The sequence below is a fragment of the Mesorhizobium sp. Cs1299R1N1 genome (assembly GCF_037179655.1).
In the GTDB taxonomy this organism is placed as follows: domain Bacteria; phylum Pseudomonadota; class Alphaproteobacteria; order Rhizobiales; family Rhizobiaceae; genus Mesorhizobium; species Mesorhizobium salmacidum.
Genome location: NZ_JAPYKR010000006.1, coordinates 393935 through 419355, shown reverse-complemented (window position 1 = coordinate 419355; position 25421 = coordinate 393935). Strand labels below are relative to the sequence as shown.

The window sequence follows — 25421 nt, the reverse complement described above, 5'->3', positions numbered from 1 at the left end:
TCCGTGAAGCCCATCTAGGCCAGCGCTCACATATCCGCGCGCAAAAGGCCGGACATATGAGCGCAAGCGATCCGATCAAATCATCTTCAGCCAAAACCTTGCAAGCAGGGGGCCGTCCACATATGAGTACAGTTCTACTGCGACGCAGTAGAACGGGGAAGCGCAGGAACCCGCCGTTGGCAGGCCGGCATCACCTGAATATCAAGGCGATCTAAATGTGGATCGGCTTGAAGAACGAGGCCAGCGCCGCTTCCTTCACCGCTTCCGACATCGTCGGATGCGCGTGGCAGGTGCGGGCCAGGTCTTCCGACGAGCCGCCGAACTCCATCAGCACCGCCGCCTCGTGGATCATCTCGCCGGCGCCGAAGCCGACGATATGGACGCCGAGCACGCGGTCGCTCTGCTTGTCGGCCAGGATCTTCACGAACCCGTCGGTGTGCAGCATGGCGCGCGCGCGGCCATTGGCGGTGAAGGGAAACTTGCCGACCTTGTAGTCGATGCCGGCCTTCTTCAGCTCTTCCTCGGTCTTGCCGACCGAGGCGATCTCCGGAGTGGTGTAGACCACGCTCGGAATGACCTCATAGTTCACATGCCCGGCCTGTCCGGCGATGGTCTCGGCCACCGCCACGCCCTCGTCCTCGGCCTTGTGCGCCAGCATCGGCCCGGCGATGACATCGCCGATGGCATAGACGCCGGGAACATTGGTCCTGAGATGCCCGTCGGTCTTGACCCGGCCGCGCTCGTCGACGTCGACGCCAGCGTCCTTGAGACCGAGGCTATCCGAAAAGGCGCGGCGTCCGGTCGAGATCAGCACCACGTCGGCATCGATCGTTTCGGCGGCACCACCCTTGACCGGCTCGAAGGTAACGGTCGCGCCCTTCTTGGCCTTGGCGACACCGGTGACCTTGGCGCCGAGCTTGAACTCAAAACCTTGTTTGGAGAGCAGCCGCTGGAACTGTTTCGACACCTCGCCGTCCATGCCGCCCAAAATGGTGTCGAAGAACTCGACCACCGTGACCTTGGCGCCGAGCCGTGCCCAGACCGAGCCGAGCTCGAGCCCGATGACGCCGCCGCCGACCACCACCAGATGACCAGGCACCTTTTCCAGCGACAGCGCGCCGGTCGACGACACGATGATCTTCTCGTCGAAATCGACCTTGACGCCGGGAATGCCGGCGACATCGGACCCGGTGGCGATGACGATGTTTTTGGTCTCGATCTCCTCGACCTTGCCGTCCTCGCCGGTCACCGAGACCTTGCCGGCGGCGACCACCTTGCCGGTGCCGCGGAAGCTGTCGATCTTGTTCTTCTTGAACAGGAAGGCGACGCCATTGACGTTGGACAACACCGTCGCGTCCTTGTGCGCCATCATCTTCTTCAGGTTCAGCTTGGGTGCCGGGATTTCGACACCGAGCGTGTCGAAGGAATGACCGGCCTCGGCGAACATCTCGGAGGCATGAAGCAGCGCCTTGGACGGGATGCAGCCGATGTTGAGGCAGGTGCCGCCGAAGGTCGCGTTCTTCTCGACCACCGCGACCTTCAGCCCGAGCTGCGCCGCCTTGATGGCGCAGACATAGCCGCCCGGTCCCGAGCCGATGATAACCACGTCATAAGCCATGTTTATTTCCCTTTTGCTTGGGGCTCAGCGGCCGCCGCTGACATTCAGGATCGCGCCCGTCGTATAGGACGCGGCATCGGATAAAAGATAGAGGACCGCGCCGGCGACTTCATCCGCCGTGCCTGCTCTCTTCATCGGCAGCAGGTCGCGGAACCGTTCTATCCGGTCGGGCTGGCCGCCGGAGGCATGGATGTCGGTGTCGATGATGCCCGGCCGCACCGCATTGACGCGGATGCCTTCCAGCGCCACCTCGCGGGCGAGACCGATGGTGAAGGTGTCGATGGCGCCCTTGGAGGCTGCATAGTCGACATATTCGCCCGGCGAGCCCAGCGTCGCTGCCGCCGACGAGATGTTGACGATCGATCCGCCCGACCCGCCATGCCGCGTCGACATGCGCTTGACGGCCTCGCGGGCGCACAGGAACGAGCCCACCACATTGATGCGCATCATGCGTTCCAGCCGCGACACATCCATCTCGTCGACGCGCGCCTTGACGTCGACGATGCCGGCATTGTTGACGAAGGCGTCGAGCCGGCCAAAGGCGTGGTCGACAGCGCCGAACATGGCCACGATATCGGTTTCCTTGCCGACATCGCCCCTGACGGCAACAGCTTCGCCGCCGCCGGCCTTGATCTCGGCAACCAGCGCATCTGCCGCAGCCTTGCTGGAGGCGTAATTGACCGCGACGCGATAGCCAGCCTTGGCTCCCAGCCGGCAGATGGCAGCGCCGATGCCACGGCTGCCGCCGGTGACCAGCAGCACTTTTTGCGTCGCGCTCATTCCTGGCATCCCTTCATCGCGAACACATCCGACGGCACTTTCGAAAAACCGCTGCCGCCATAGGCCCGGGATTGCCGCAACGCCGGCCCGAGATCGGGCAGGATCAGCGTCTTCGGCGCCTCGACGCCCTCGGCCGGCAAAAGCCCGACAGTGCCCTTGTCGTCGGACGTGTAGATGACGCCGTTCCACAGCGTGCAGGCGGCAAGCTCCTCGCCCGTGACATCGCCCTCGGGGCATTTGTGCATCAGAGCGCCATTCGGCCGCGACACGCCCTCGTTCCACATGACGATGCCGTTCAGCACCACATTGTTGTCGAGGATCATCCGCAACGTGTTGGTGACGGTGGCCGACGTGCCTGTCGGGGTAAAGTCGATCTCGGCGCCGCTTTGGCTGTCGCCATACACGGCAAGCTCGACCGGACAGGCGCCGAACGCCGCTGCTGGAAGGGCCGCCGCAGCGACTGCCATCGACGCAGTCGACAAGCTTTCGAACAGGAAGGAACGGACCCTCACTGTTATCTACCCGCCTTGAACATCGCGATCGAGGATGAAAATCGCAGACAAGAAATAATCGATCTCGAAGACAACGTTTTTATCGCCGTCGACCGGAATGGTGTTCACCTCGTATTTGAGGGTCAAGATGCGAGAACTCTCCGCAATCTCGATATTAATATCGCGCTCACCACTGCTGCCGATTGCCCACTTGAATTCGCGCTCGTTCAGGAACTGCAGTGCCTTGGGTAAAGTATGTATGGCTATCGGCCTTGTGCCTGCAAAAATTGCTGGATGCCGCCCCACATCAACATCGAGATGACCGTGCCAGATCGGCATCGTCCCACCCGATTGCACCCTTCCGAAGACAGGTTCGACGCTGATCGACCGCAAGCGAAAATCGGGACTGAAGAAGAACTCGCAATTTCGACCATAGATGCACCACGCCGAATCGGTGTCTCCGTGGCGATAATGGTTATCCGCCCGCAAATCCTCCGGCTCGATCAATCCTCGAACCGTTTCACGGCTACTTTTGCCAAGTTCAATCGGCCCCGCCCGGCCTGTCGTTACAAGCTCGAACAGGTCGATCGGCTCGGTGGGCTCAGCCATCCCGGATCCCTCACAAATCGAGTACCAGCCGCTCGGGATCCTCCAGGCTTTCCTTGACGCGCACCAGGAAGGTTACGGCTTCCTTGCCGTCGACGATGCGGTGATCGTAGCTGAGCGCCAGGTACATCATCGGCCGGATCACGATCTGGCCGCCGACCACGACCGGCCGGTCCTGGATCTTGTGCATGCCGAGAATGCCAGATTGCGGCGCGTTGAGGATCGGCGTCGACATCAGCGAGCCGTAGACGCCACCATTGGAGATGGTGAAGGTGCCGCCCTGCATATCCGCCACCGACAGCTTGCCGTCACGCGCGGCAATGCCCAGCCGGCCGATATCCTTCTCGATCTCGGCAATCGACATCTGGTCGGCATCGCGTACGACCGGAACCACCAGACCCTTTTCGGTGCCGACCGCGACGCCGATATGGGCATAATTCTTGAAGATGATGTCGGTGCCGTCGATCTCGGCATTGACCGAAGGGATTTCCTTCAGCGCGTGCGTGACGGCCTTGGTGAAGAAGCCCATGAAGCCGAGCTTCACGCCGTGCTTCTTCTCGAACACGTCCTTGTATTTGGCCCTGAGCGCCATCACCGCCGACATGTCGACCTCGTTGAAGGTGGTCAGCATGGCTGCGGTCGACTGCGCTTCCTTCAGCCGGCGCGCGATGGTCTGGCGCAGCTTGGTCATGCGCACGCGCTCTTCACGCGAAGCATCGTCGCCCGAAGACGGCGCCCGAACCGCAACCGGGGCTGGCGCCGCTTTTGGCGTTTCGGCCGGCTGCGACGGCGCGCCCTTGGAGATGGCGTCGAGCACATCGCCCTTCAGCACCTGGCCGCGCTTGCCCGAGCCGGAAAGCTGGTCGACCGACAGATTGTTCTCGGCGATCAGTTTTGCCGCTGCCGGCGCCGGCGGCATGGTGCGCGGCTCGACCGGGCCGGCGTCGCCTGCAACCTTGGCGGTCTCTGCCGCGGCCTGCTTGGTGGTCTGCGCCGCGTCGGGGCTCGAAGCCTGCGCCACCGCTTGCGGCTTGGTCGCGGGAGCAGCCGCCCCACCGCCCGAAATCGACCCGAGCAGCGCGCCGACGCCGACCGTCTCGCCTTCTTTTACAGTGATTTCCCCGAGCGTGCCTGCGGCGGCGGCAGGCACCTCCACCGTCACCTTGTCGGTCTCGAGCTCGACCAGCGGCTCGTCGGCGGCAATGGCATCGCCAACCTTCTTGAACCATTTGCCGACGGTCGCTTCGGTGACGGATTCGCCAAGGGTGGGAACGCGGATTTCGGTAGCCATTGTGCCTGTCCGTTCTTTCGCTTCAGTTCTATTCGCCCAGGTCTGCTTTATTCGCCGAGCGCGTCTTCGAGCAAGGCGGCGAGCTGGGCAAGGTGCTTCGACATCAGTCCGGTCGCCGGCGATGCGGCCGCTGGCCGGCCGGTGTAGCGCACCCGCTGATGCTTGGCGTCGATATGCGCCAGTACCCATTCCAGATATGGATCGATGAACGACCAGGCGCCCATGTTCTTGGGCTCCTCCTGGCACCACACCATCTCGGCGTTGCGGAAGCGTGACAGCTCGGTGATCAGCGCCTTGGCCGGGAACGGGTAGAGCTGTTCGACGCGCAGCAGGTAGATGTCGTTGATGCCGCGCTTCTCGCGCTCTTCATAGAGGTCGTAATAGACCTTGCCCGAGCACAGCACGACGCGGCGGATCTTGGAATCCTTGGTGAGCTTGATCGCCTGGTTTGGCAACAGCTGGGCATCGTCCCACAGCAGCCGGTGGAACGAGCTTTCGCCCGAGATTTCCGGCAGCGTCGACACCGCCCGCTTGTGACGCAGCAGCGATTTCGGCGTCATCAGGATCAGCGGCTTGCGGAAGTCGCGCTTCAGCTGCCGGCGCAAGATGTGAAAGTAGTTGGCCGGCGTCGTGCAGTTGGCGACCTGCATATTGTCTTCGGCGCAAAGCTGCAGGAAGCGCTCCAGCCGGGCCGAAGAATGTTCCGGGCCCTGGCCTTCATAGCCATGCGGCAGCAGGCAGACGAGGCCCGACATTCTGAGCCATTTGCGCTCGCCCGAGGAGATGAACTGGTCGAACACCACCTGGGCGCCGTTGGCGAAGTCGCCGAACTGCGCTTCCCACAGGGTCAGCGCCTTCGGCTCGGCCAGGCTGTAGCCATATTCGAAGCCCAGCACCGCCTCTTCCGACAGCATCGAGTTGATGACTTCGTAACCGGCCTGCGCCGCCGACAGATTGTTGAGCGGGATGTAGCGGGTCTCGTCGCGCTGGTCGTAAAGCACGGAATGGCGCTGCGAGAAGGTGCCGCGCTCGGAATCTTGCCCCGACAGCCGGATCGGATTGCCGTCGAGCAGGATGGCGCCGAAGGCCAGCGCCTCCGCCGTCGACCAGTCGATGCCTTCGCCGGACTCGATCGCCTGGCGCCGGTTCTCGAGGAAGCGGATAATCGTCTTGTGCGCCTCGAAATCCTTCGGCACCTCGGTCAGCTTCTTGCCGATTTCCTTCAGCGTCTTGACTGGCACGGCGGTCTTGCCGCGCCTTGTCTCGTCCTGGTTGTCGGCCGTGCGCAGGCCCGACCAGGCGCCGTCGAGCCAGTCGGCCTTGTTGGGCTTGTAGTGCTGGCCGACTTCCCATTCGGCTTCCAGATGCGCGCGCCAGTCGGCCTTGAGCTGGTCGAGCTCGGCCTGGGTAATGTGGCCTTCCGCGATCAGGCGCTCGCCATAGATCTGCACCGTCGTCTTGTGGGTGCGGATGTTGCGGTACATGAGCGGCTGGGTGAAGGCCGGTTCGTCGCCTTCATTGTGGCCGAAGCGGCGGTAGCAGAACATGTCCACGACCACCGGCTTGTGGAACTTCATGCGGAACTCGATCGCCACCTTGGTGGCGTGCACCACGGCTTCCGGGTCGTCGCCATTGACGTGGAAGATCGGCGCCTCGATCATCTTGGCGACGTCGGACGGATAGGGCGACGAGCGCGAGAAGCGCGGATTGGTGGTGAAGCCGATCTGGTTGTTGATGATGAAATGCAGCGTGCCGGCGACGCGGTGGCCGCGCAGGCCCGACAGGCCGAGGATTTCGGCGATCACGCCCTGGCCGGCGAAGGCGGCGTCGCCGTGCAGCAAGAGCGGCAACACCTTGGCTCGCTCTTCCAGTGGCACGATTTCCTCGCGGCCACGGCCGAACAGGGAATCCTGCTTGGCGCGCGCCTTGCCCATCACCACGGGATCGACGATCTCCAGATGCGAGGGGTTGGCGGTCAGCGACAGGTGCACCTTGTTGCCGTCGAACTCGCGGTCCGACGAGGCGCCGAGATGGTACTTGACGTCGCCCGAGCCTTCGACCTCGTCGGGGGCTGCGGAGCCGCCCTTGAACTCGTGGAAGATGGCGCGGTGCGGCTTGGCCATCACTTGGGAAAGCACGTTGAGGCGGCCGCGATGGGCCATGCCGAGCACGATTTCCTTCAAGCCCAACTGGCCGCCGCGCTTGACGATCTGCTCCAGCGCCGGGATCAGCGATTCACTGCCGTCGAGACCGAAGCGCTTTGTGCCCTTGTACTTGACGTCGATGAACTGCTCGAAGCCTTCCGCCTCGACCAGCTTCTGCAGGATCGCCTTCTTGCCGGTGGCGGTGAACGAAATCTCCTTGTCGGCGCCCTCGATGCGCGCCTGGATCCAGGCCTTTTCCTCGGGATCGGAAATATGCATGAACTCGACGCCGAGCGTCGAGCAATAGGTGCGGTTGAGGATTTCCAGCATCTGCCGGATGCTGCCGAATTCAAGCCCGAGCACATTGTCGAGGAAGATCGGCCGGTCGTAGTCGGCTTCGGTGAAGCCGTAATTCTCCGGCGAAAGCTCGTTATAGTCTTCGAGCTTTGCAATGCCGAGCGGGTCGAGATTGGCGTGCAGATGGCCGCGCATGCGGAAGGCGCGGATCATCATGATGGCGCGCACCGAATCGCGCGTCGCCTGGTGCACATCGGCGTCGGACAGCACGACACCGTTGGTGACGGCCTTGTCCTTGACCTTCTTTTCCAGGTGCTTTTCGACGATGCCCCAATTGCCGTCGAGCGCCGACACCAATTCGCCATTGGCCTGCAACGGCCAGGAGGGTTTGGCCCATGAGGCGCCCTTGGCGTTCTTGCGCACATCGCCGGCATCGTCCTTCAGTCCGGCGAAGAACTCCTGCCACTCGGGATTGACCGAGGCGGGATCGTCCTCATACGCCGCGTAGAGCGCGTCGATATAGTCAGCATTGCCGCCATAGAGGAAAGAGGTAAGCGAGAATTGGTCGTTGGCCTGATCTTGTCGTGCCATTTTTGTCCGCGGAGCCTGGCTCCGTCTCCTGTTTGGAGCGAATAGGGAGTAGCGAATAGCGAGTAGGGATCTTCCCTGAGCCGCGCCGTTACTCTGTTTCCCCTATTCGCTATTCACTACTCACTTAACCCTTGATCGCCTCGACCAAGGTCGTGCCCAGCCGCGCCGGCGAGGGCGAAACCTTGATGCCGGCCGATTCCATCGCCGCGATCTTGTCTTCGGCGCCGCCCTTGCCGCCGGAGATGACCGCGCCCGCATGACCCATGGTGCGGCCGGCCGGCGCGGTGCGCCCGGCGATGAAGCCCGCCATCGGTTTCCTGCGGCCGCGCTTGGCCTCGTCCTTGAGGAACTGCGCGGCGTCTTCTTCGGCCGAACCGCCGATCTCGCCGATCATGATGATCGACTTGGTCTCATCGTCGGCGAGGAACATCTCGAGCATGTCGATGAACTCGGTGCCCTTGACAGGATCGCCGCCGATACCGACGGCGGTGGTCTGGCCGAGGCCGACATTGGTGGTCTGGAACACGGCCTCATAGGTAAGTGTTCCCGAGCGCGAAACAACGCCGACCGAACCCTTGCGGAAGATGTTTCCGGGCATGATGCCGATCTTGCATTCGTCGGGGGTGAGTACACCCGGACAGTTCGGTCCGATCAGCCGCGAAGTCGAGCGGTCGAGCCGCGCCTTGACCTTGACCATGTCCATCACCGGAATGCCTTCGGTGATGCAGACGATCAGCGGGATCTCCGCCTCGATCGCCTCGATGATGGCTTCGCCCGCGCCCGCCGGCGGCACGTAGATGACGGAGGCGTTGGCGCCTGTCCTTTCCTTGCCTTCGGCGACCGTGGCAAAGATCGGCAGGCTCTCGCCCTTCGCGCCGGTCCAGGTCTCGCCGCCCTTCTTCGGGTGGATGCCGCCGACCATCTTTGTCCCGTGATAGGCCAGCGCCTGCTCTGTGTGGAACGTGCCGGTCTTGCCGGTCAGGCCCTGCACCAGCACCTTGGTGTTCTTGTCGACGAGAATGGACATCGGAGCCCTTTTCTAAAAACCGTTGATCGAGGAAGGTGAGACGCGCCGGTAGGCGCCACTCACCATGTCTTGCCAGTCATCGTTGCCGGCGGGTTTGAAATGCAATCGCATGCGGTAGGTGTCGGCATCGTCGAAAATATAGGTCACACGCGCAAAGCCGCGCGGCGACGACCGCTCCAGCACCAGTTCGTTGCCGTTCCACGTGCCCGTGGCAGGCGACAACGGCACGAAGCCCATCGAATCGAACTGGTGCATGGTCACGACGCCGTTCTGGTGGTCGACGCCGAATACGGTGTGCGAACCGAAGGAAATCGTGCCGTCGCGACGCTGACGATAACGCTGCACCACGAACTGGCCGCCGAACTCCGCTTCCGCCGAAACTTCGCTGGTCGCTATGCCGCCATCGGCCCATTGCGTGTCCGCCACCTCTTCCTCGCCGCGCCACGCGCCGACCAGCGCCTGCAGGCGCTGATGGTCGGCCGAGAGCGAAGAGAAGGACGCCGCGTTCATGGATCAGAGCCGCTTCAGATCGGTGACGGTGAGATCGCTCTTGGCATTGCCGGTGTTGAGCGTCGTAGCCGGCTCGAACATCAGCACCACGGGCTCTGCGGTGAGCGAGCGTGGCCGGTGCTCGACACCGCGCGGCACGACGATGAAATCGCCCTCGCCGAGCTCGACCGGACCATCGCGGAAATCGATCGCGATCCTGCCGCGCAGCACGAGGAAAGCTTCGTCCTCATTGTCATGCGCGTGCCAGTCGAAGGCCTCGCCGAACTTGGCGACCTTGGCCTGGCTGTCATTGACGTCGCCGGCGATATGCGGATCAAAGACCTCGGTGATCTTTTGATCCGCCGCCTCGACCAGATTTATCTTGCGCGGAGGCACCGTCTCAGCCCTGCACCGCCGCAACGATCTTCTTGGCCGCGTCATCAAGATCATCGGCGGACACGACGTTCAAACCGCTGTCGTTGATGATCTTCTTGCCGAGCTCGGCATTGGTGCCTTCCAGGCGCACGACCAGCGGCACTTTCAGCCCGACTTCCTTGACCGCTGCAATCACGCCCTCGGCGATGATGTCGCACTTCATGATGCCGCCGAAGATGTTGATCAAGATGCCTTTGACGGCCGGGTCCCTGGTGATGATCTTGAACGCCGCCGTCACCTTCTCCTTCGAAGCGCCACCGCCGACATCGAGGAAGTTGGCGGGCTCGGCGCCATAGAGCTTGATGATGTCCATCGTCGCCATGGCAAGGCCGGCGCCGTTGACCATGCAGCCGATATTGCCGTCGAGCGCGACATAGGCGAGGTCGTATTTCGACGCCTCGATCTCCTTCTCGTCCTCTTCGGTGGTGTCGCGCAGTTCCATCAGATCGGGGTGGCGGAACAGCGCGTTGTTGTCGAAGGACACTTTCGCGTCGAGCACGCGCAGGCGGCCGCTCTTCATCACGATCAGCGGGTTGACCTCGAGCAGGCTCATGTCCTTCTCGACAAACGCCTTGTAGAGGATCGGGAACAGCGTGCCGCCATCCCTGGCCGCGTCGCCGTCGAGCTTCAGCGCGCCATTGAGCGCCTTCACGTCGTCCGCCGTAACGCCCTTCTCCGGGTCGATGGCGACGGTGATGATCTTTTCCGGCGTGTCGTGCGCGACCGCCTCGATGTCCATGCCGCCCTCGGTCGAGACGACGAAGGCGATGCGGCCGACCGAGCGGTCGACCAGGATCGAGAGATAGAGCTCGCGCTCGATGTCGGCACCGTCCTCGATATAGAGGCGATTGACCTGCTTGCCGGCCGGGCCGGTCTGCTTGGTGACCAGCGTGTGGCCGAGCATCTCGTTGGCGTTGGCCACCACCTCGGCGACCGACTTCGCCAGCCGCACGCCGCCCTTGGCGTCGGGGCCGAGCTCCTTGAATTTGCCCTTGCCGCGGCCGCCGGCATGGATCTGGCTCTTCACCACGTAGAGCGGGCCGGGCAGCGCTTGTGCCGCGGCTTCCGCCTCGCTTGCCTTGAACACCGGCACGCCTTCGGCCACCGGCGCGCCAAAGCTCTTCAGCAGCGCCTTGCCTTGATATTCATGGATGTTCATCGGGAACTATCTCCAGGTCGTTTGCCGGGGTGATGTTTGGGCGGGGTTACTTCGAGGCGAGCTGCGGCGCGATCTTGACACAGGCCTCGGTCAGGCCCTGCACGGTCGCCACCGAAGCCTCGAACATCTTCTGCTCGGCCTTGTTGAGGTCGATCTCGATGACGCGCTCGACACCGCCGGCACCGATGACCACGGGCACGCCGACATAGGTGCCCTTGACGCCATACTGGCCCGAGAGGTGCGCCGCGCAAGGCAGCACGCGCTTCTTGTCCTTGAGATAGGATTCGGCCATCTGGATCGCCGAAGCCGCCGGTGCGTAATAGGCCGAGCCGGTCTTGAGCAGGCCGACGATCTCGGCGCCGCCATCACGGGTGCGCTGCACGATCTGGTCGAGTTTTTCCTTCGAAGTCCAGCCCATCTTGATCAGGTCGGGAAGCGGAATGCCCGACACCGTCGAATAACGGATCATCGGCACCATGGAATCGCCGTGGCCGCCGAGCACGAAGGCGGTGACGTCCTCGACCGAGACCTTGAATTCCTCGGCCAGGAAGTAACGGAAACGCGCGCTGTCGAGCACGCCGGCCATGCCCACCACATGAGTCTTGGGCAGGCCCGAAAACTTCTGCAGCGCCCACACCATGGCGTCGAGCGGGTTGGTGATGCAGATGACGAAGGCCTTCGGCGCGTACTTCTTCAGCCCGGCGCCGACCTGCTCCATGACCTTCAAATTGATGCCCAGCAGGTCGTCGCGGCTCATGCCCGGCTTGCGCGGCACGCCGGCGGTGACGATGCACACGTCCGCACCCTCGATGCCGGCATAGTCATTGACGCCGGTCAGCCGGGAATCGAAGCCATCGACCGGCGACGACTGCGCTATATCGAGCCCCTTGCCTTGCGGGATACCCTCGGCGATATCGAACAGGACCACGTCACCGAGATCCTTGAGGCCGATCATGTGGGCGAGCGTGCCGCCGATCATGCCAGAGCCGATAAGCGCTATCTTGTTGCGTGCCATGTGAGGATGATTTCCCTTTGTCTGTGACGCGCCAACACGGCGTCGAGGAAGAGGCCGGAATGCTGCGGGGACCGCGAATTTCGCCGCACCCAATAGCTCCGGTGCAGAATAAATTCAAACGATTATTTCGACCCCTGCATTTTCAATCGGTTAGAGTGTTTGGGGTTTACGTAAACGTCAAAATTTGTAAGCCGACTTGGGAGAATTTACACAATGACGGTCGAGATCAGAAGGCTCAATCCCGGCGATGACACCCTTGTGATGCGGGTTGCCGACGATGTGTTCGACGAGCCGGTGCGGCTCGATCGCCTTGCCAGCTATCTCGCGCAATCAGGCCATTTCATGATCGTCGCCCTGGCCGGGGACGTTGTCGTCGGCCAATGCGCGGCGGTCATCCACCGCCACCCGGACAAGCCGACCGAACTTTATATCGACGAAGTCGGGGTCTCGCCGGCCTTTCAGCGCCGGGGCATTGCGCGCAAAATGCTGGACGCCATGTTCGCGCTCGGCCGCGAGCACGGCTGCGAGGAGGCCTGGGTCGGCACCGAGCCAGACAATCTGCCCGCCCGGGCGCTTTATGAAGCACGCAAGGAACCGCATGACGAGGCGAAGAGCTTTGTGATGTATGTGTACGGGCTGTAGATTTTCTAAGCTGGCGCGAAGGAACGCGGCTTCCGGATATTTCAGGCCTGCGCCCGCGCTTCCGCTGGGGCCGCCTTCGCCTTCCGCCGCTCCGCCCAATCCTCCAGCCAATCGTGGCTCTGCATCTCGATCAGTCGTGAGGCCGTGCGCTCGAATTCGAACACCTCGACGCCGCGCTTGGCCACATAAAGCTCGTGCGGCGGCGCCTCGGCGCTCACCACAAGGCGCGTATGATGGTCGTAGAGCGTGTCGATCAACAGGATGAAGCGTTTTGCCTCGTTGCGCTTGCCTTCACCCAGCGCCGGCACATGGTCGATGAAGACGGTCGAAAACCGGCCGGCGATGGCCAAATAATCGCGCGCGCCGAGTGGCTTTTCGCAGAGATCGGCGAAGGAGAAACGCGCGGCATCGCCGGCGGCGGCCGGCACCGCGACCTTGCGGCCCTTCAGCGTCAGCGACGTCTCGGCCGTCGCCGCCCCGCGCGTCATCGCCTGCCAGGCCTCGTCGAGCGCCTGGTCGGCCGCCGCATCGGCAGGCGTGACATAGACTGGCGTGCGGGCGAGCTTTTCCAGCCTGTAGTCCTTGTCGCTGTCCAGCGACAACACCTGCGTGTGGCGTTCCAATATGGCGATGAACGGCAGGAAAAGCTGGCGGTTCAACCCGTCACGGTAGAGGTTTTGCGGCGCCACGTTCGAGGTGGCGACCAGCACGACCCCATTGGCGAACAGTGCCGAGAACAGTCTGGACAGGATCATGGCGTCGGCGATGTCGGTGACCGAGAACTCGTCGAAGCACAGCACCCAGGCCTGCTCGGCGAGCGCCTTGGCCACCGGCGGGATCGGATCGTCTTCCCTGGCCGTGCCCTCCTTGCGCGCCTGCCGGTGCTTCTGGATGCGGTCCTGAACGTCGGCCATGAAGTCGTTGAAATGGACGCGGCGCTTGCGCCTGACCGGCAAGAGCTCGAAGAACATGTCCATCAGCATGGTCTTGCCGCGGCCGACGCCGCCATGGATGTAGAGGCCCTTGACCGCCTCATGCGTCTCGCGCCTGCGGGCAAAGAGCCAGCCCAGCGCACTGGACTTGTGCGCCAGCCGCTTGGCCGAGATCTCCACGGTCAGCCGGTCGAGCGCGGCGGCGATCCCTTCCTGCGCGGCATCGCGCCCGATCGCGCCGGTTTCCACCAGATGATCGTAGCGTTGCCTGACGGTCGCATGGGTCTGGAGGCCGTCACGCAGATGCATCGGTCACGTCGTTGTTCAAAGCAGGACGCCCCAGAGAGAGCGAGAGGGCGCATGTTGGGATTCGGGTCAGGCCGAGCCGCCATTCGCAAGCCGGCATCACCTGAATATCAGCATACCCCAGCCTATCTTGTAAGCGAGATCGGTTGTCCGTTGGAAGTCTGGCCGTCGAATTTCGAACCGCCCGACGAATAGAGCCGCGCCAGCGAGCCGCCGTTCTCGTCATAGAGCGTCAGCTGCTTGCCGGCGACGTTCCAAGACTTGATGCCATCGATCGGCGCCGGGCAATGCAGCGGTCCGGCGCGGAAGCCGGCGCCGAATTTGGTCTGCGGCGTCGCCACCTTGCAGCTCTGGCCGGAGACGCTGACGTTCCAGACACCGGCGACGCTTGCCGCGTTGAGATCCGCGGCGCCTGCCGGCGCCGCGCCATCCGGCGGCAGCGAGGCAACCTGCGTGTTCGCCGGCGCGGTCGGGAATTGCGACGGGTCGGTGGTGCCGGGCGAGGCCGGCGGCGGAAGCTGATTCGAGCTCACCTGGCCGGCAGGCGCCGGCTGCAACGGTGCTGGTTGCTGGTCGTCCATCGACGAGAAGCGTGAGGTTGAGCAGCCGCTCGCAACGAGTGCCGCCAGGGATACGGCCACCAGGCCGCCTTTCGAAAAATTCATTACAACCTCCGTCGGATTCGGCTGGGGGGACGCCGTCCGCGCAATCTCACCTCCACCAAGATGGAGAAGGTGGCGAAATTTCAACCCGATATGGTTAAAATAGGGTTTGCGGAACGAATTGTTGCAAATTTATCGCACTCATCCGGCGAGCGGCGCGCTCGGCACGAACACATATCCGTCCGGTCCAACGATAAAGCACTCGCGCAGACCATGCGGTTTGTCGATCGCGCCGGCCAGCACGATGTGGCCATGGTCCAGCGCCGCCGCCTCGACCGCGTCGGGATCGGCGCCATAAAGGCGCAGTTCGATGCCGGCGCCGCGCGTCTCGGCGCCGGTGATGGAGCCCGTCATCGGATTGTCGAGATAGGAATGGTCGGCATGCAGCATGAACACCGACCCCAGAAGCTCGATCGCGGCGAAATCCTCGTCAGCATAGACGATGCGGGCGCCAAGCACGTCGCGGCAGAAGGCTTCCATCGCCGCCATGTCCGATACCAGCAGATTGACGCCGATGCCGCGCGGCAGCGAACGGCCGAAATCCTCGGCTTTCATCCAGGGCGTCTTGGTCCGCTTCATCGCCATGGCGTCTTCCTCCCGGTCTGATCCTAGCCGAGACCGCTTCGCCGCCCTTGGCCTTCGGCCGGCAAACGCTTGCGCCAGCCGCGGCGGGGCTTATGTCTAAGAGCAGTTCCAGGAAAAGTGCGCAGTGGTTTTCCCGGGAAAAATGCGTAGCGCTTTCCCCAGGGAGTGCGTGAAAAAAGAGTTCACCGAAACCCGCTGGAGCGCAGACCTTGGCCGCGAGACAGAAAGCCGCCAACCGCTACTACAGCGGCCCGCCCAGCGATCATTTCGACGGCACCCTGTTCTTCAATCCCGGCGGCCGGATGCCCGGCCCCTTCACGGACCTGTTGAAATGGCAGTTCGGCGGCCAACGCGCGAAATGGCCGGCTGCCAGCCCGAGCCCCTTTGCGCAGGCAAAGCCGGTCGCAACGGTTCAAGGCGCCGATCTGACCGTGACCATGGTCGGCCATGCCACCTTGCTGATCCAGACCGCCGGGCTGAACATCCTCACCGATCCGGTCTGGTCGCGACGCACCTCGCCGTTCTCCTTTGTGGGACCCAGACGCGTCAATCCGCCGGGTATCGCTTTTGGCGATCTCCCGGCGGTCGACCTCGTGCTGGTCAGCCACAACCATTACGATCATCTCGACCTTGCAACGCTGAGGCAGTTGAAGGAGACGCACGATCCGCTGGTGGTGACGCCGCTCGGCAACGATGCCATCATCGCCGCCGCCGTGCCCGGCATGCGGCTTTCCGCGCATGACTGGGGCGACAGGGTCGATGCCGGCGAAGGCACCGCCATCCACGTCGAGCCCGCGCATCACTGGTCGGCGCGCGGGGCGCGCGACCGGCGCATGGCATTGTGGGCGGGCTTCGTCATCGAGACGCCGGGCGGAAAGATCTATTTTGCCGGCGATACCGGCTTCCACGATGGCATCAACTACCGGCTGATGGCGGAAAAACATGGCGGGTTCCGCTTCGCCATCCTGCCGATCGGTGCCTACGAGCCACGCTGGTTCATGGCGCCTCAGCACCAGAACCCCGAGGAAGCGGTCCGGGGCATGTTATTGTGCAACGCCGCCTTCGCCGCCGGCTGCCATTGGGGCACCTTCCAGCTCACCGACGAGCCGTTCGACGAGCCGGTCCGGAAACTGGTCGAAGCGCTGGACGCCGAAGGCCTGCCGCGAGAGCATTTCCGTGCCTTGCGGCCCGGCGAAGTCTGGGAAGTGCCCCGGATTTGATGGCCTCGGGAACCCAAGCTCGACAGCCGCGTTTTTCAACCGGTTTCAATGTGTTCCGCTTGCGAGGCGTTCCCATGCTTAGATGGATCATCATTCTCCTGATCATCGCCGCCGCGGCGAGCCTGCTCGGCATGCCGGCGCTGGCCGGCGCCGCCGCCACCGGCGCGCGTATTCTCATCGGCATCGTGCTCATCATCTTCCTGTTGATCTTGTTCGGGGTCTTCGCGGTGACGTAAGTCCGGCTTCGCCGTGACTTCGGTCCGGCGCCTTGCCGTGATGTCGGTCCGGCGCCTTCGCCGTGAAAGCGGCTGCGCACTGGTAATTCCTGCCCGTTTCCGCCATATAGCGCCGAACGGACATGGAATTTTCGGAGCAATGGCAGGCACGGCCCCTTTCGCCAAGATGAACGGCATCGGCAACGAGATCATCGTTGCCGACATGCGCGGCCGTGCGGATCGGGTGACGGCCGCGGCTGCCATCGCGCTCAATGGCGACGCGGCGACGCGGTTCGACCAAATCATGGCGATCCATGACGCCAGGACGCCGGGCACCGCCTATTTCGTCGACATCCTGAATTCAGACGGGTCCGGCGCGCAGGCTTGCGGCAACGGCATGCGCTGCGTCGTCCAGGCACTGGCCGCCGAGACCGGCGAGAAGACCTTCACCTTCGAGACCGTGGCCGGCGTCCTCAATGCCCGCGAACATGCCGACGGCTCGATTTCGGTCGACATGGGCACGCCGCGCTTCGGCTGGCGGGATATTCCGCTGGCCGAGGAGTTCCGCGACACCCGCATGATCGAATTGCAGGTCGGCCCGATCGAGGCGCCGGTGCTGCATTCGCCCTCCGCCGTCTCGATGGGCAATCCGCACGCCATCTTCTGGGTCGACGCCGACGTCTGGACTTATGAACTCGACCGTTTCGGCCCGCTGCTGGAAAATCATCCGATCTTTCCCGAGCGCGCCAACATAACCATCGCGCAGGTGACCTCACCCGACAGCATGATCATCCGCACCTGGGAGCGCGGCGCCGGCCTGACCAAGGCTTGCGGCACCGCCTCCTGCGCGGCTGTCGTTGCAGCGGCCCGCACCAGGCGCACCGGCCGCAGCGTCAACCTTTTGACCCCGGGCGGCGGCACGCTGCATGTTGAGTGGCGCGATGACGACCACGTCATCCTGACCGGCGCGGCCGAATGGGAATTTTCCGGCAGCTTCGATCCGTCGACCGGACAATGGGCCCGCGATACCGAAAGCGCGGCCTGATGTCCGCTCTTGCCAAAGGCGTCGACGTGGCGAAGCAGCCCGGCAGCATCGACGTGGTGACCTTCGGCTGCCGCCTCAACACCTACGAGTCCGAAGTGATGCGGCGCGAGGCCGAAACTGCGGGCCTCGCCGCGCTGGCAGGTGGCGCCGTGATCTTCAACACCTGCGCCGTCACTGGCGAAGCGGTGCGCCAGGCCAGGCAGGCGATCCGCAAGGCGCGCCGCGACAACCCGGCCGCGCGCATCATCGTCACTGGCTGCGCCGCGCAGACCGAGCCAGAAAAATTCGCCGCCATGGACGAGGTCGATCTGGTCCTTGGCAATGAGGAGAAGCTCAAGGCCAACTCCTATCGCGCGCTGCCGGATTTCGGCGTCAACGACACCGAGAAGGCGCGCGTCAACGACATCTTCTCGGTGCGCGAGACCGCCGGCCACATGGTCGACGCCATCGAGGGCCGGGCACGTGCCTTCGTGCAGGTGCAGAACGGCTGCGACCATCGCTGCACCTTCTGCATAATCCCCTATGGCCGCGGCAATTCGCGCTCGGTGCCGATGGGCGCCGTGGTCGAGCAGGTCAAGCGGCTGGCGGGCAACGGTTATGCCGAGATCGTACTGACCGGCGTCGACATGACTTCTTTCGGAGCCGACCTGCCGGGTGCGCCGAAGCTCGGCAAGCTTGTGAAGACCATCCTCAGGCAGGTGCCCGACGTGAGGCGGCTCAGGCTGTCCTCCATCGATTCGATCGAGGCCGACGAGGACTTGCTCGACGCCATCGCCACCGAGCCGCGGCTGATGCCGCATCTGCATCTGTCGCTGCAGTCGGGCGATGACATGATCCTAAAGCGCATGAAGCGCCGGCACCTGCGCGATCAGTCGATCCGCTTTTGCGAGGATGTGCGCAAGCTGCGTCCGGGTATTGTTTTCGGCGCCGACATCATCGCGGGCTTCCCGACCGAGACCGACGCCATGTTCGAGAATTCGCTGGAGATCGTCGAGGAATGCGGCCTGACCCATCTCCACGTCTTTCCGTTTTCACCGCGCGAAGGCACACCCGCCGCGCGCATGCCGCAGGTTCGCCGCGAGCTGGTCAAGCAGCGCGCCGCCCGGCTGCGCGCCGCCGGCGAAGCAGCCTATATCAGGCATCTGTGTTCGCTCGCCGGAAGCCGCCAGTCGATCCTGATCGAGCGCGACGGCCTTGGCCGCACCGAAGGGTTCACGCTTGCCGCACTCGGCACCGGCGCGCCGGGAGAGATCGTCGAAGCTGATATAACCGGCCACGATGGCGCTCGGCTGATGGCGACGCCGCTTGCCGCCCACGCCGCCTGAGAACGCAAAAGCATGGCTGGTTTTTTCAAGAAGATATTTTCGTTCGGCAAGAAGGAGGTCGTCGAGGAGCGGATCGACGAGACCGCCCCGCTGCCGCCGATCAATTGGGACCAGTTCGACGCGCTGAAGCCGGCGGCCGAGCAGGCCCTGCCGGAGTTTTTGAAGCGCGAGGAGCCTGCGGCGGAAGCCGCTCCGGCGGCCGCGCCCCGTCCTCCCGTTGAGGAGGAGGACGTAAGGCCAGCGCCCGCCGAGGAGCCAACACCGGAGCCTGCCCCTACCATTCCGCCCGCGCCGGAGCCGATCGTTCCGTCGACCCCGGAGCCTTTGCCTGAACCCAAGCCCGCGGAAGTGCCAAAGCCTGCTCCGGAAACCCCTGCCGAGCCGCCTGCGCCCGAGGAAATTCCGGCGCGGCCCGCCGTTCCGGAGCCAGCGCCCGAACCGCGGCCGCAAGAGGTGCCCCCGCCCGCGCCATCCGAGCCGGAGATCGTTCCCTCGCGTCCCGAGAGGCAACCGGAACCCGCGCCCGTCGAAGTGCCGACGCCGCCCGTGGAAGTGCCGGCCGAGGTGCCCGCACCGGTCGAGGTGCCACCGGCGGCGCCGGTTGAAGTGCCTCCGTCGGCCGGCGTCGAGCAGCCAGTTTCAGAGGCCGGGGCTGCCCCTCATCCGCCTGCCGGCACCTTCTCCTCGTATGGTGACGAAGAGAAGGAAGAGGTTCTTCCACCGCCAGCGGCCAAAACCGAGCCAGGCATTCCACCAGCGGAAATCGCGCCACCCATCCGCCAGCCGGCGCCGGTCGAAACACAACCGGTCATCGCCGAGATCGCGCCCGAGCCTCAATCGGTTCCGCAACCGGAGGCAAAACCCGCGCCCGGCAAGGTGACGGTCGCCAGGAAGGTCGAGCAGAAGGCCGAGCCGCGGAAGGCGCCCGAGCCGGCGCCGAGGCGATCCTGGTTCCAGCGTATGCGGGACGGGCTTGCCCGGTCATCGCGCGAGCTGACCGGCAACATTGCCGGCGTCTTCACCAAGCGCAAGCTGGACGAGGAGACGCTGCAGGACCTGGAGGACGTGCTGATCCGCGCCGATCTTGGCGTGGAAACGGCGCTGCGCGTCACTGATTCACTGGCCTCCAGCCGCTACGGCAAGGACGTCTCCGATACAGAGGTGCGCGCGGTCATGGCGGCCGAGGTGGAGAAGGTGCTCGCCCCGGTCGCGAAATCGCTCGAGCTCGACCTCTCGCACAAGCCGCATGTCATCCTGGTCGTCGGCGTCAACGGCACCGGCAAGACCACGACGATCGGCAAGCTCGCCGCCAAGCTGACCGATGGCGGCCTGTCGGTGATGCTGGCCGCCGGCGACACGTTTCGCGCCGCCGCCATCGAACAGCTGAAGATCTGGGGCGAACGCACGAAATCGCCCGTCATTGCCTCAAAGCTCGGCGCCGATGCCGCCGGTCTCGCCTACGATGCCTTCGAGAGGGCTAAGGAGGCAGGTTCGGACGTGCTGATCATCGACACCGCCGGCCGGCTGCAGAACAAGACCGAACTGATGGCGGAGCTGGAAAAGATCGTCCGTGTGCTGGGCAAGCTCGATCCGGATGCGCCGCACACGGTGCTGCAGACCGTCGACGCCACCACCGGCCAGAACGCGCTCAACCAGGTTGAGATCTTCCGCAACGTCGCCGGCGTCAACGGCCTGGTGATGACCAAGCTGGACGGCACGGCGCGCGGCGGTATTCTGGTGGCGATCGCGGCAAAGCACAGATTGCCGGTCTATTTCATCGGTGTCGGCGAACAGGTCGACGACCTCGAACCTTTCTCGGCAAGCGAATTCGCCAGGGCGATCGCTGGAGTGGCTTGAACAAGCACGATGCCGGAAGTGAGGCTTCCGGATTGGATCGTGCGTTAGAAGGATACCATGAACCCACCCATTCTCGAACGCGATCCGTCCGACCCGCAGAAAGAGAAGAAGGAAGGCGTCAATCCCGTGCTCAAGCTGGTGCTGGAGCTCGGGCCCTTGATGGTCTTCTTCTTCGCCAATGCGCGCGGCGAGTGGCTGACGCAGAAATTACCCGTTCTGGCTGAATTCGGTGGCCCGATCTTCGTCGCCACCGGCCTGTTCATGGCCGCGACCGCGATCGCGTTGATCGCCTCATGGCTGCTCACCCGCACCTTGCCGATCATGCCTATGGTGTCGGGCGTCGTCGTCTTCATCTTCGGCGCGCTCACGCTCTATCTGCAGGACGACATCTTCATCAAGATGAAGCCGACCATCGTCAACACGCTGTTCGGCGGCGTGCTGCTCGGCGGCTTGTACTTCGGCCGCTCGCTGCTCGGCTATGTCTTCGAGTCCGCCTTCAAACTCGATGCCGAAGGCTGGCGCAAGCTCACCTTCCGCTGGGGCCTGTTCTTCCTGTTCCTGGCCGTCGTCAACGAAGTCGTCTGGCGCAATTTTTCCACCGACGCCTGGGTTACCTTCAAGGTCTGGGGCATCATGCCGATCACGCTTCTGTTCACCTTCAGCCAGATGCCGCTGATCCTGCGCCATTCGCTCGACGACAAGGCCGGCGGGGAAGAGAAAGCCGGCAAATAAGGCAGGGACTAAAGGGGAGAGCCATGGAATTCGTCACCACCCGGGAAGAGCTGCGGACGATCTACAAGACCCCGCGCCCGACCGATGGCTCGATCCGCAAGGAGCTGCAGGCGCTCGACGGCCATTGCCGCTCCTTCATCGGCAAGAGCCCGTTCGTGCTGATCGGGTCGTCCGATGGCGAAGGCAATGCCGACGTCACCCCGAAAGGCGACAAGCCCGGCTTCACCGCCATTCTCGACGAGAAGACGATCGCCATCCCCGACCGGCCCGGCAACAACCGGCTGGATACGCTGGAGAACATCCTGCGCACTCCCTCGGTCGGGCTGCTCTTCCTCATCCCGGGCATGAACGAGACGCTGCGCGTCAACGGCGAAGCCCGCATCACCGTGGATGCCACTTTGCGCGAGCGCCTCGCGGTCGACGGCAAGGCGCCGCAAAGCGTCATCGTGGTCGCCGTCAAGGCCGCCTACATGCATTGCGCCAAGGCCTTCATGCGCTCCGATTTGTGGAAGCCGGAGAGCTGGTACGACCGCGCGACGCTGCCGACGCTCGGCCAGATCCTGCGCGACCAACTGGCATTGGCCGATTCGGCCGAGGCGACCGACCGTTGGCTGGACGACGAGTACAAGCAGACGATGTGGTAGGGTTTTCGGCCCACGATTCGCCCGGACCTGTCCATCTTGATCAATCTTCTTGCCATCTCAGGCAGCCTGCGGGCGGCCTCCACCAATTCGGCCCTGGTCGCGGCATTGGCGCTGAACGCGCCCGAGGGCTGTCGCGTCACCGTCTATGACGGACTTGGCCGCCTGCCGATCTTCAACCCCGACGACGAGGGCGAGCGGACGCCACGCGATGCTTCCGATCTGATCGATGCCGTCACCGGCGCCGACGGCATCGTCGTCTCCTGCCCCGAATATGCCCATGGCGTGCCGGGCGGACTGAAGAACGCGCTCGACTGGCTGGTCTCGCGCGACGCCGCCGTGGCCAAGCCGGCCATGCTGGCGCACGCCTCGCCCCGCTCGCTCTATGCCCGCTCGGCTTTGGCCGAGATCATGCGCACCATGTCGTTCGCGCTTTATGATGGCGGACCGGAGATTGCCCTGCTCGGCAAGAAGCCGCCGGAGGTGGCGAGCATTCTGGCGGAGCCGGCGAACGTGCTGGCCATGCGCGACGCGCTGGCTGCCTTCGCGGATTTCATTCGCTCGCGTTGAGCGACGACCTCACTTCCTTCTCCCCTTGTGGGAGAAGGTGGCCTCGCGAAGCGAGGTCGGATGAGGGGTGCTCCAGCTTGGCAAGGACGGCGATCCGTCACCCACCCCTCAACCGTCTCGGCGCTGCGCGCCGATCCACCGCCCTGGTCACCGGCCTCGCCCGCCCTTCGCGGCCTACAAGGGGAGAAGGAAAAACCGCTGCCCTACTTCTTCGCCCGCAACGTCTCGACATCGGTCTTGCCGACATACCAGTCGCGGGCGTTGACTTCCTCGAAGACCACCCAGACATCGTCATTGCCAAGTCCGGTGGCGTCCATGATCGCCGCCGTGACTTTCCTGGCGATGTCAGCCTTCTTGCCTGCCGGATCGGCGGCGATCACTTCCTTGACGATGCGGATGTTGACGAATGGCATGACGTCCTCCCCTTCATTCCTGATCAGTACGTCTTGGCCCCATTCACCATCAGCCGCACCGAATAAAGCGAGGTGGTGCCGGCGATGTAGAGGCAGTTCAGCTTGGCGCCGCCGAACACGCAATTGGCGGTCACCTCCGGCACCTTGACCTTGCCGATCAGCGTGCCGTCCGGATCGTAGCAATGGATGCCGTCGAAGGCGCTGGTCCAGATACGCCCGTCGGCATCGAGCCGAAAGCCATCGAACAGGCCGGCGGTGCAGTCGGCGAACACCTTGCCGCCCGAAACCTTCTTGCCGTGCTTGCCGACATTGAACACCCGCATATGCGCCGGATTCTGCGCGCCATGCGTGCGGCCGGTGTCGACGACATAGAGCAGGCTTTCATCGAGCGAGAAGGCAAGCCCGTTCGGCCTGACCATATCGGTGATCACGGCTTCGACCTCACCGCTGTCGGGATCGACGCGGTAGACATGGCAGGCGCCGATCTCGCTGTCGGCCTTGTCACCCTCATAGTCGGTGTCGATGCCATAGGTCGGGTCGGTGAACCAGATCGAGCCGTCGGACTTCACCACCGCGTCGTTGGGCGAGTTGAGCCTTTTGCCCTTCCACTTGGCGGCGACGGTGGTGACCGAGCCGTCATGCTCGGTGCGGCTGACGCGGCGACCCGAATGCTCGCAGGTGACCAGCCGGCCCTGCCGGTCGACGGTGTTGCCGTTGGAGTTGCCCGACGGCTGGCGGAACACGCTGACGCTGCCATCGGTTTCGTCAAAGCGCAGCATGCGGTTATTCGGAATGTCCGACCACACGACATAGCGGCCGGCTGCGAACCAGGCCGGCCCTTCCGCCCAGCGGCAGCCGGTGAACAGTTTCTCCACTTGCGCGCTGCCGTTGAACAGGCGCGCGAAACGCGGATCGAGAATTTCGTAATAGTCTGCGGCCGCCATGCATTTCCTCCCGGCATCACGTGACGCCGGATCAAGCCAGCCCGCGACCGATCTGGCAAGACGGGCTATCAGCAATTTGTAAGACAAAACGGACAGGACGTGCCTTAGGACGCCATTAACCGGCTATGCGTTGCGTGCAATGGTGCATTGCAACATCTTCTTTTTGCAATGCACCATTACTATGTCATGTTCCGTATCGATCAAGGGAGGAAGAACCAGCCGCGAGAATGCGGCACAGAAGGAACCTTGCTATGATCTTCAATGACCTCATGACCCGCGCTCGCAGCAGCATCGCCAAGCGCAAGCACTACAACCGCCTCGTCGCCGAAATCGACAGCTTCTCCAGCCGCGATCTGGCCGACATGCGCGCCGACCGCTCGGAAATGCTCTACCAGATCCACATGCAGATCTACGGCTGAGTTTTTCAGACGGAGGCGGGCACCGCCCCCTCACCCGGATTGCCAAACCGAATTGCAAAAGCAATTCGGGCAATCCGACCTCTCCCCAAGGGGAGAGGAGCTAACTTGCATCAACGCCCCTGTCTCTTCTCCCCACGGGGAGAAGGTGGCCGCGTAGCGGCCGGATGAGGGGGCGCCGCTGCATCAACCGGGCGCCGCGAGCGCCTTGTCGATCTGCGGCAGCAGAAGCTCCTTGGCGGACTCAGCAGTCAGCGGGCCGACGTGCTTGTAGGCTATTTTGCCATCCTTGCCGATGACGAAGGTTTCCGGCACGCCATAGACGCCCCAATCGATCGCCGTGCGGCCGGCTTCGTCGACGCCGATCGCCTGGAACGGATTGCCGAGGTCGCCGAGGAAGCGGCGGGCGTTTTCCGGCCGGTCCTTGTAATTCAGCGCCGCCATCACGAACCGCTTGTCCTGCGCCAACGCCAGAAGCACCGGGTGCTCTTCCCGGCATGGGGCGCACCACGATGCAAAGACGTTGACCAGCGTGACCTTGCCGGCGAAGGCCTTCGAATCGAGCCCCGGCAGAGTGCTGCCCTCCAAGGGCGGCAGGTTGGTTTGCGGTGCCGGCAGGCCGATCAAAGCCGACGGCACTTCCGAGACATCGCGTCCAGACAAGAGCTGCGACAGGAACAGTCCGGCCAGGCCGAGGAAGACCAGCAACGGCAAGAATACCAACAGGCGGCGGCGGGCCGGCGGCGGCGTTTCGATTTCGCTGCTCACGGCTTTCCCGCCCCGGTCTTGTCGGAACGGCGGCGCACGCCGGCCGCCTCGAGTTCGGCGAGTTCGCGCTTGCGTGCCCGCTGGTCGATGAGAATCCAGCCGATCAGTCCGGCCAGCACCACTGCGGTGATGGCATAGGCGGCGGTGACGTAGAGGACGTGCGGGCTCATGCCGGCCGCCTCCTTGGCATGCCGCCCGCCAACCC

At 63.9% G+C, this 25421-nt stretch carries 29 protein-coding genes; 11 read left to right on the top strand and 18 right to left on the bottom strand.

Going from position 1 to position 25421, the window contains the following annotated elements; translation table 11 throughout:
• On the top strand, window positions 1-215 hold a 215-nt coding region (locus O7A70_RS16270), incomplete at its 5' end, for a hypothetical protein (protein WP_337141248.1).
• Here the strand turns inward: O7A70_RS16270 and lpdA are convergent.
• The 11 genes from lpdA to mdh form a co-directional block, all read right to left on the bottom strand.
• Window positions 212-1618, bottom strand: a complete 1407-nt coding sequence (gene lpdA / locus O7A70_RS16265; protein WP_337141247.1) for a dihydrolipoyl dehydrogenase — start codon at window positions 1616-1618, stop codon at window positions 212-214. The genes O7A70_RS16270 and lpdA overlap by 4 nt on opposite strands.
• A gap of 24 nt (window positions 1619-1642) precedes the next feature.
• Complete coding sequence (locus tag O7A70_RS16260) at window positions 1643-2398, bottom strand: SDR family oxidoreductase (protein ID WP_337141246.1); 756 nt, start codon at window positions 2396-2398, stop codon at window positions 1643-1645.
• Window positions 2395-2865, bottom strand: coding sequence for a hypothetical protein (locus O7A70_RS16255; RefSeq protein ID WP_337141245.1), 471 nt, complete (start codon window positions 2863-2865; stop codon window positions 2395-2397). The genes O7A70_RS16260 and O7A70_RS16255 overlap by 4 nt, the downstream gene beginning before the upstream one ends.
• 51 nt (window positions 2866-2916) lie before the next feature.
• Window positions 2917-3498: a hypothetical protein gene (locus O7A70_RS16250; RefSeq protein ID WP_337141244.1), complete on the bottom strand. Its 582-nt coding sequence runs from the start codon at window positions 3496-3498 to the stop codon at window positions 2917-2919.
• Window positions 3499-3508: 10 nt separating this feature from the next.
• Entirely contained in the window at window positions 3509-4786 is a 1278-nt protein-coding gene (odhB, locus tag O7A70_RS16245) for a 2-oxoglutarate dehydrogenase complex dihydrolipoyllysine-residue succinyltransferase (RefSeq protein ID WP_337141243.1), read from the bottom strand.
• A gap of 47 nt (window positions 4787-4833) precedes the next feature.
• Window positions 4834-7818: a 2-oxoglutarate dehydrogenase E1 component gene (locus O7A70_RS16240; RefSeq protein ID WP_027145553.1), complete on the bottom strand. Its 2985-nt coding sequence runs from the start codon at window positions 7816-7818 to the stop codon at window positions 4834-4836.
• A 124-nt stretch (window positions 7819-7942) separates the two neighbouring features.
• Window positions 7943-8845, bottom strand: a complete 903-nt coding sequence (gene sucD, locus O7A70_RS16235; RefSeq protein ID WP_027145554.1) for a succinate--CoA ligase subunit alpha — start codon at window positions 8843-8845, stop codon at window positions 7943-7945.
• Window positions 8846-8857: 12 nt separating this feature from the next.
• On the bottom strand, window positions 8858-9355 hold the full coding sequence (locus O7A70_RS16230) for a DUF1579 family protein (protein WP_337141242.1): 498 nt from the start codon (window positions 9353-9355) through the stop codon (window positions 8858-8860).
• 3 nt (window positions 9356-9358) lie between these two features.
• Complete coding sequence (locus O7A70_RS16225; protein ID WP_337141241.1) at window positions 9359-9730, bottom strand: cupin domain-containing protein; 372 nt, start codon at window positions 9728-9730, stop codon at window positions 9359-9361.
• A gap of 4 nt (window positions 9731-9734) precedes the next feature.
• A complete protein-coding gene (gene sucC, locus O7A70_RS16220; RefSeq protein WP_140510330.1) occupies window positions 9735-10928 on the bottom strand; it encodes an ADP-forming succinate--CoA ligase subunit beta in 1194 nt (397 codons plus the stop codon).
• Window positions 10929-10974: 46 nt separating this feature from the next.
• Window positions 10975-11943: a malate dehydrogenase gene (gene mdh / locus O7A70_RS16215; protein WP_015315009.1), complete on the bottom strand. Its 969-nt coding sequence runs from the start codon at window positions 11941-11943 to the stop codon at window positions 10975-10977.
• Window positions 11944-12156: 213 nt separating this feature from the next.
• On the opposite strand from mdh, the gene O7A70_RS16210 reads away from it, so the two are divergent.
• Window positions 12157-12585: a GNAT family N-acetyltransferase gene (locus O7A70_RS16210; RefSeq protein ID WP_337141240.1), complete on the top strand. Its 429-nt coding sequence runs from the start codon at window positions 12157-12159 to the stop codon at window positions 12583-12585.
• A gap of 41 nt (window positions 12586-12626) precedes the next feature.
• Here O7A70_RS16210 and zapE read toward each other — a convergent pair whose 3' ends face one another.
• The 3 genes from zapE to O7A70_RS16195 form a co-directional block, all read right to left on the bottom strand.
• Entirely contained in the window at window positions 12627-13826 is a 1200-nt protein-coding gene (gene zapE / locus O7A70_RS16205; protein WP_337141239.1) for a cell division protein ZapE, read from the bottom strand.
• A gap of 122 nt (window positions 13827-13948) precedes the next feature.
• Window positions 13949-14488: a protease inhibitor Inh/omp19 family protein gene (locus O7A70_RS16200; RefSeq protein ID WP_140510339.1), complete on the bottom strand. Its 540-nt coding sequence runs from the start codon at window positions 14486-14488 to the stop codon at window positions 13949-13951.
• A 138-nt stretch (window positions 14489-14626) separates the two neighbouring features.
• Window positions 14627-15070, bottom strand: coding sequence for a VOC family protein (locus O7A70_RS16195; protein ID WP_027145561.1), 444 nt, complete (start codon window positions 15068-15070; stop codon window positions 14627-14629).
• A gap of 209 nt (window positions 15071-15279) precedes the next feature.
• On the opposite strand from O7A70_RS16195, the gene O7A70_RS16190 reads away from it, so the two are divergent.
• From O7A70_RS16190 to O7A70_RS16155, 8 genes are all read left to right on the top strand, one after another.
• Window positions 15280-16290: an MBL fold metallo-hydrolase gene (locus tag O7A70_RS16190; protein WP_032935900.1), complete on the top strand. Its 1011-nt coding sequence runs from the start codon at window positions 15280-15282 to the stop codon at window positions 16288-16290.
• 74 nt (window positions 16291-16364) lie between these two features.
• Entirely contained in the window at window positions 16365-16526 is a 162-nt protein-coding gene (locus O7A70_RS16185) for a DUF1328 family protein (RefSeq protein ID WP_013892243.1), read from the top strand.
• A gap of 139 nt (window positions 16527-16665) precedes the next feature.
• Window positions 16666-17550: a diaminopimelate epimerase gene (dapF, locus tag O7A70_RS16180; RefSeq protein ID WP_337141238.1), complete on the top strand. Its 885-nt coding sequence runs from the start codon at window positions 16666-16668 to the stop codon at window positions 17548-17550.
• On the top strand, window positions 17550-18875 hold the full coding sequence (gene mtaB / locus O7A70_RS16175; RefSeq protein ID WP_337141237.1) for a tRNA (N(6)-L-threonylcarbamoyladenosine(37)-C(2))-methylthiotransferase MtaB: 1326 nt from the start codon (window positions 17550-17552) through the stop codon (window positions 18873-18875). The genes dapF and mtaB overlap by 1 nt, the downstream gene beginning before the upstream one ends.
• Window positions 18876-18887: 12 nt before the next feature.
• Entirely contained in the window at window positions 18888-20732 is a 1845-nt protein-coding gene (gene ftsY, locus O7A70_RS16170) for a signal recognition particle-docking protein FtsY (protein WP_337141236.1), read from the top strand.
• Window positions 20733-20789: 57 nt separating this feature from the next.
• On the top strand, window positions 20790-21464 hold the full coding sequence (locus tag O7A70_RS16165; protein WP_140510351.1) for a septation protein A: 675 nt from the start codon (window positions 20790-20792) through the stop codon (window positions 21462-21464).
• A gap of 23 nt (window positions 21465-21487) precedes the next feature.
• Entirely contained in the window at window positions 21488-22108 is a 621-nt protein-coding gene (locus O7A70_RS16160) for a pyridoxamine 5'-phosphate oxidase family protein (RefSeq protein ID WP_337141235.1), read from the top strand.
• 36 nt (window positions 22109-22144) lie between these two features.
• Window positions 22145-22675, top strand: a complete 531-nt coding sequence (locus tag O7A70_RS16155) for an NADPH-dependent FMN reductase (RefSeq protein ID WP_337141234.1) — start codon at window positions 22145-22147, stop codon at window positions 22673-22675.
• Between the two features lie 203 nt (window positions 22676-22878).
• Here O7A70_RS16155 and O7A70_RS16150 read toward each other — a convergent pair whose 3' ends face one another.
• Window positions 22879-23088 carry a tautomerase family protein gene (locus O7A70_RS16150; protein WP_023774508.1) on the bottom strand — a complete coding sequence of 70 codons (210 nt, stop codon included), beginning with the start codon at window positions 23086-23088 and terminating at the stop codon, window positions 22879-22881.
• A 23-nt stretch (window positions 23089-23111) separates the two neighbouring features.
• Entirely contained in the window at window positions 23112-24032 is a 921-nt protein-coding gene (locus O7A70_RS16145) for an SMP-30/gluconolactonase/LRE family protein (RefSeq protein WP_337141233.1), read from the bottom strand.
• Between the two features lie 251 nt (window positions 24033-24283).
• Here O7A70_RS16145 and O7A70_RS16140 point away from each other — a divergent pair, with 251 nt between their 5' ends.
• Entirely contained in the window at window positions 24284-24451 is a 168-nt protein-coding gene (locus O7A70_RS16140) for a hypothetical protein (RefSeq protein ID WP_337141232.1), read from the top strand.
• A 183-nt stretch (window positions 24452-24634) separates the two neighbouring features.
• Here the strand turns inward: O7A70_RS16140 and O7A70_RS16135 are convergent, their stop codons facing one another.
• The gene (locus O7A70_RS16135; protein WP_337141230.1) at window positions 24635-25216 is read right to left on the bottom strand and encodes a DsbE family thiol:disulfide interchange protein; all 582 of its coding nucleotides are present in this window, start codon (window positions 25214-25216) and stop codon (window positions 24635-24637) included.
• Window positions 25213-25386 (bottom strand): heme exporter protein CcmD, encoded by a 174-nt coding sequence (gene ccmD / locus O7A70_RS16130; RefSeq protein WP_337141229.1) that lies wholly within the window; start codon window positions 25384-25386, stop codon window positions 25213-25215. The genes O7A70_RS16135 and ccmD overlap by 4 nt, the downstream gene beginning before the upstream one ends.
• Window positions 25387-25421: the final 35 nt, after the last annotated feature.

Bases quoted from the DNA above. Each gene is read 5' to 3' on its own strand.
- odhB (WP_337141243.1), bottom strand. From the start codon at position 4,786: ATGGCTACCGAAATCCGCGTTCCCACCCTTGGCGAATCCGTCACCGAA.
- ftsY (WP_337141236.1), top strand. From the start codon at position 18,888: ATGGCTGGTTTTTTCAAGAAGATATTTTCGTTCGGCAAGAAGGAGGTC.
- mtaB (WP_337141237.1), top strand. From the start codon at position 17,550: ATGTCCGCTCTTGCCAAAGGCGTCGACGTGGCGAAGCAGCCCGGCAGC.
- ccmD (WP_337141229.1), bottom strand. From the start codon at position 25,386: ATGAGCCCGCACGTCCTCTACGTCACCGCCGCCTATGCCATCACCGCA.
- mdh (WP_015315009.1), bottom strand. From the start codon at position 11,943: ATGGCACGCAACAAGATAGCGCTTATCGGCTCTGGCATGATCGGCGGC.
- O7A70_RS16260 (WP_337141246.1), bottom strand. From the start codon at position 2,398: ATGAGCGCGACGCAAAAAGTGCTGCTGGTCACCGGCGGCAGCCGTGGC.
- O7A70_RS16250 (WP_337141244.1), bottom strand. From the start codon at position 3,498: ATGGCTGAGCCCACCGAGCCGATCGACCTGTTCGAGCTTGTAACGACA.
- O7A70_RS16200 (WP_140510339.1), bottom strand. From the start codon at position 14,488: ATGAATTTTTCGAAAGGCGGCCTGGTGGCCGTATCCCTGGCGGCACTC.
- O7A70_RS16240 (WP_027145553.1), bottom strand. From the start codon at position 7,818: ATGGCACGACAAGATCAGGCCAACGACCAATTCTCGCTTACCTCTTTC.
- O7A70_RS16165 (WP_140510351.1), top strand. From the start codon at position 20,790: ATGAACCCACCCATTCTCGAACGCGATCCGTCCGACCCGCAGAAAGAG.
- O7A70_RS16185 (WP_013892243.1), top strand. From the start codon at position 16,365: ATGCTTAGATGGATCATCATTCTCCTGATCATCGCCGCCGCGGCGAGC.
- O7A70_RS16230 (WP_337141242.1), bottom strand. From the start codon at position 9,355: ATGAACGCGGCGTCCTTCTCTTCGCTCTCGGCCGACCATCAGCGCCTG.
- sucD (WP_027145554.1), bottom strand. From the start codon at position 8,845: ATGTCCATTCTCGTCGACAAGAACACCAAGGTGCTGGTGCAGGGCCTG.
- O7A70_RS16160 (WP_337141235.1), top strand. From the start codon at position 21,488: ATGGAATTCGTCACCACCCGGGAAGAGCTGCGGACGATCTACAAGACC.
- sucC (WP_140510330.1), bottom strand. From the start codon at position 10,928: ATGAACATCCATGAATATCAAGGCAAGGCGCTGCTGAAGAGCTTTGGC.
- O7A70_RS16255 (WP_337141245.1), bottom strand. From the start codon at position 2,865: ATGGCAGTCGCTGCGGCGGCCCTTCCAGCAGCGGCGTTCGGCGCCTGT.
- O7A70_RS16195 (WP_027145561.1), bottom strand. From the start codon at position 15,070: ATGGCGATGAAGCGGACCAAGACGCCCTGGATGAAAGCCGAGGATTTC.
- O7A70_RS16140 (WP_337141232.1), top strand. From the start codon at position 24,284: ATGATCTTCAATGACCTCATGACCCGCGCTCGCAGCAGCATCGCCAAG.
- lpdA (WP_337141247.1), bottom strand. From the start codon at position 1,618: ATGGCTTATGACGTGGTTATCATCGGCTCGGGACCGGGCGGCTATGTC.
- O7A70_RS16145 (WP_337141233.1), bottom strand. From the start codon at position 24,032: ATGGCGGCCGCAGACTATTACGAAATTCTCGATCCGCGTTTCGCGCGC.
- O7A70_RS16150 (WP_023774508.1), bottom strand. From the start codon at position 23,088: ATGCCATTCGTCAACATCCGCATCGTCAAGGAAGTGATCGCCGCCGAT.
- zapE (WP_337141239.1), bottom strand. From the start codon at position 13,826: ATGCATCTGCGTGACGGCCTCCAGACCCATGCGACCGTCAGGCAACGC.
- dapF (WP_337141238.1), top strand. From the start codon at position 16,666: ATGGCAGGCACGGCCCCTTTCGCCAAGATGAACGGCATCGGCAACGAG.
- O7A70_RS16210 (WP_337141240.1), top strand. From the start codon at position 12,157: ATGACGGTCGAGATCAGAAGGCTCAATCCCGGCGATGACACCCTTGTG.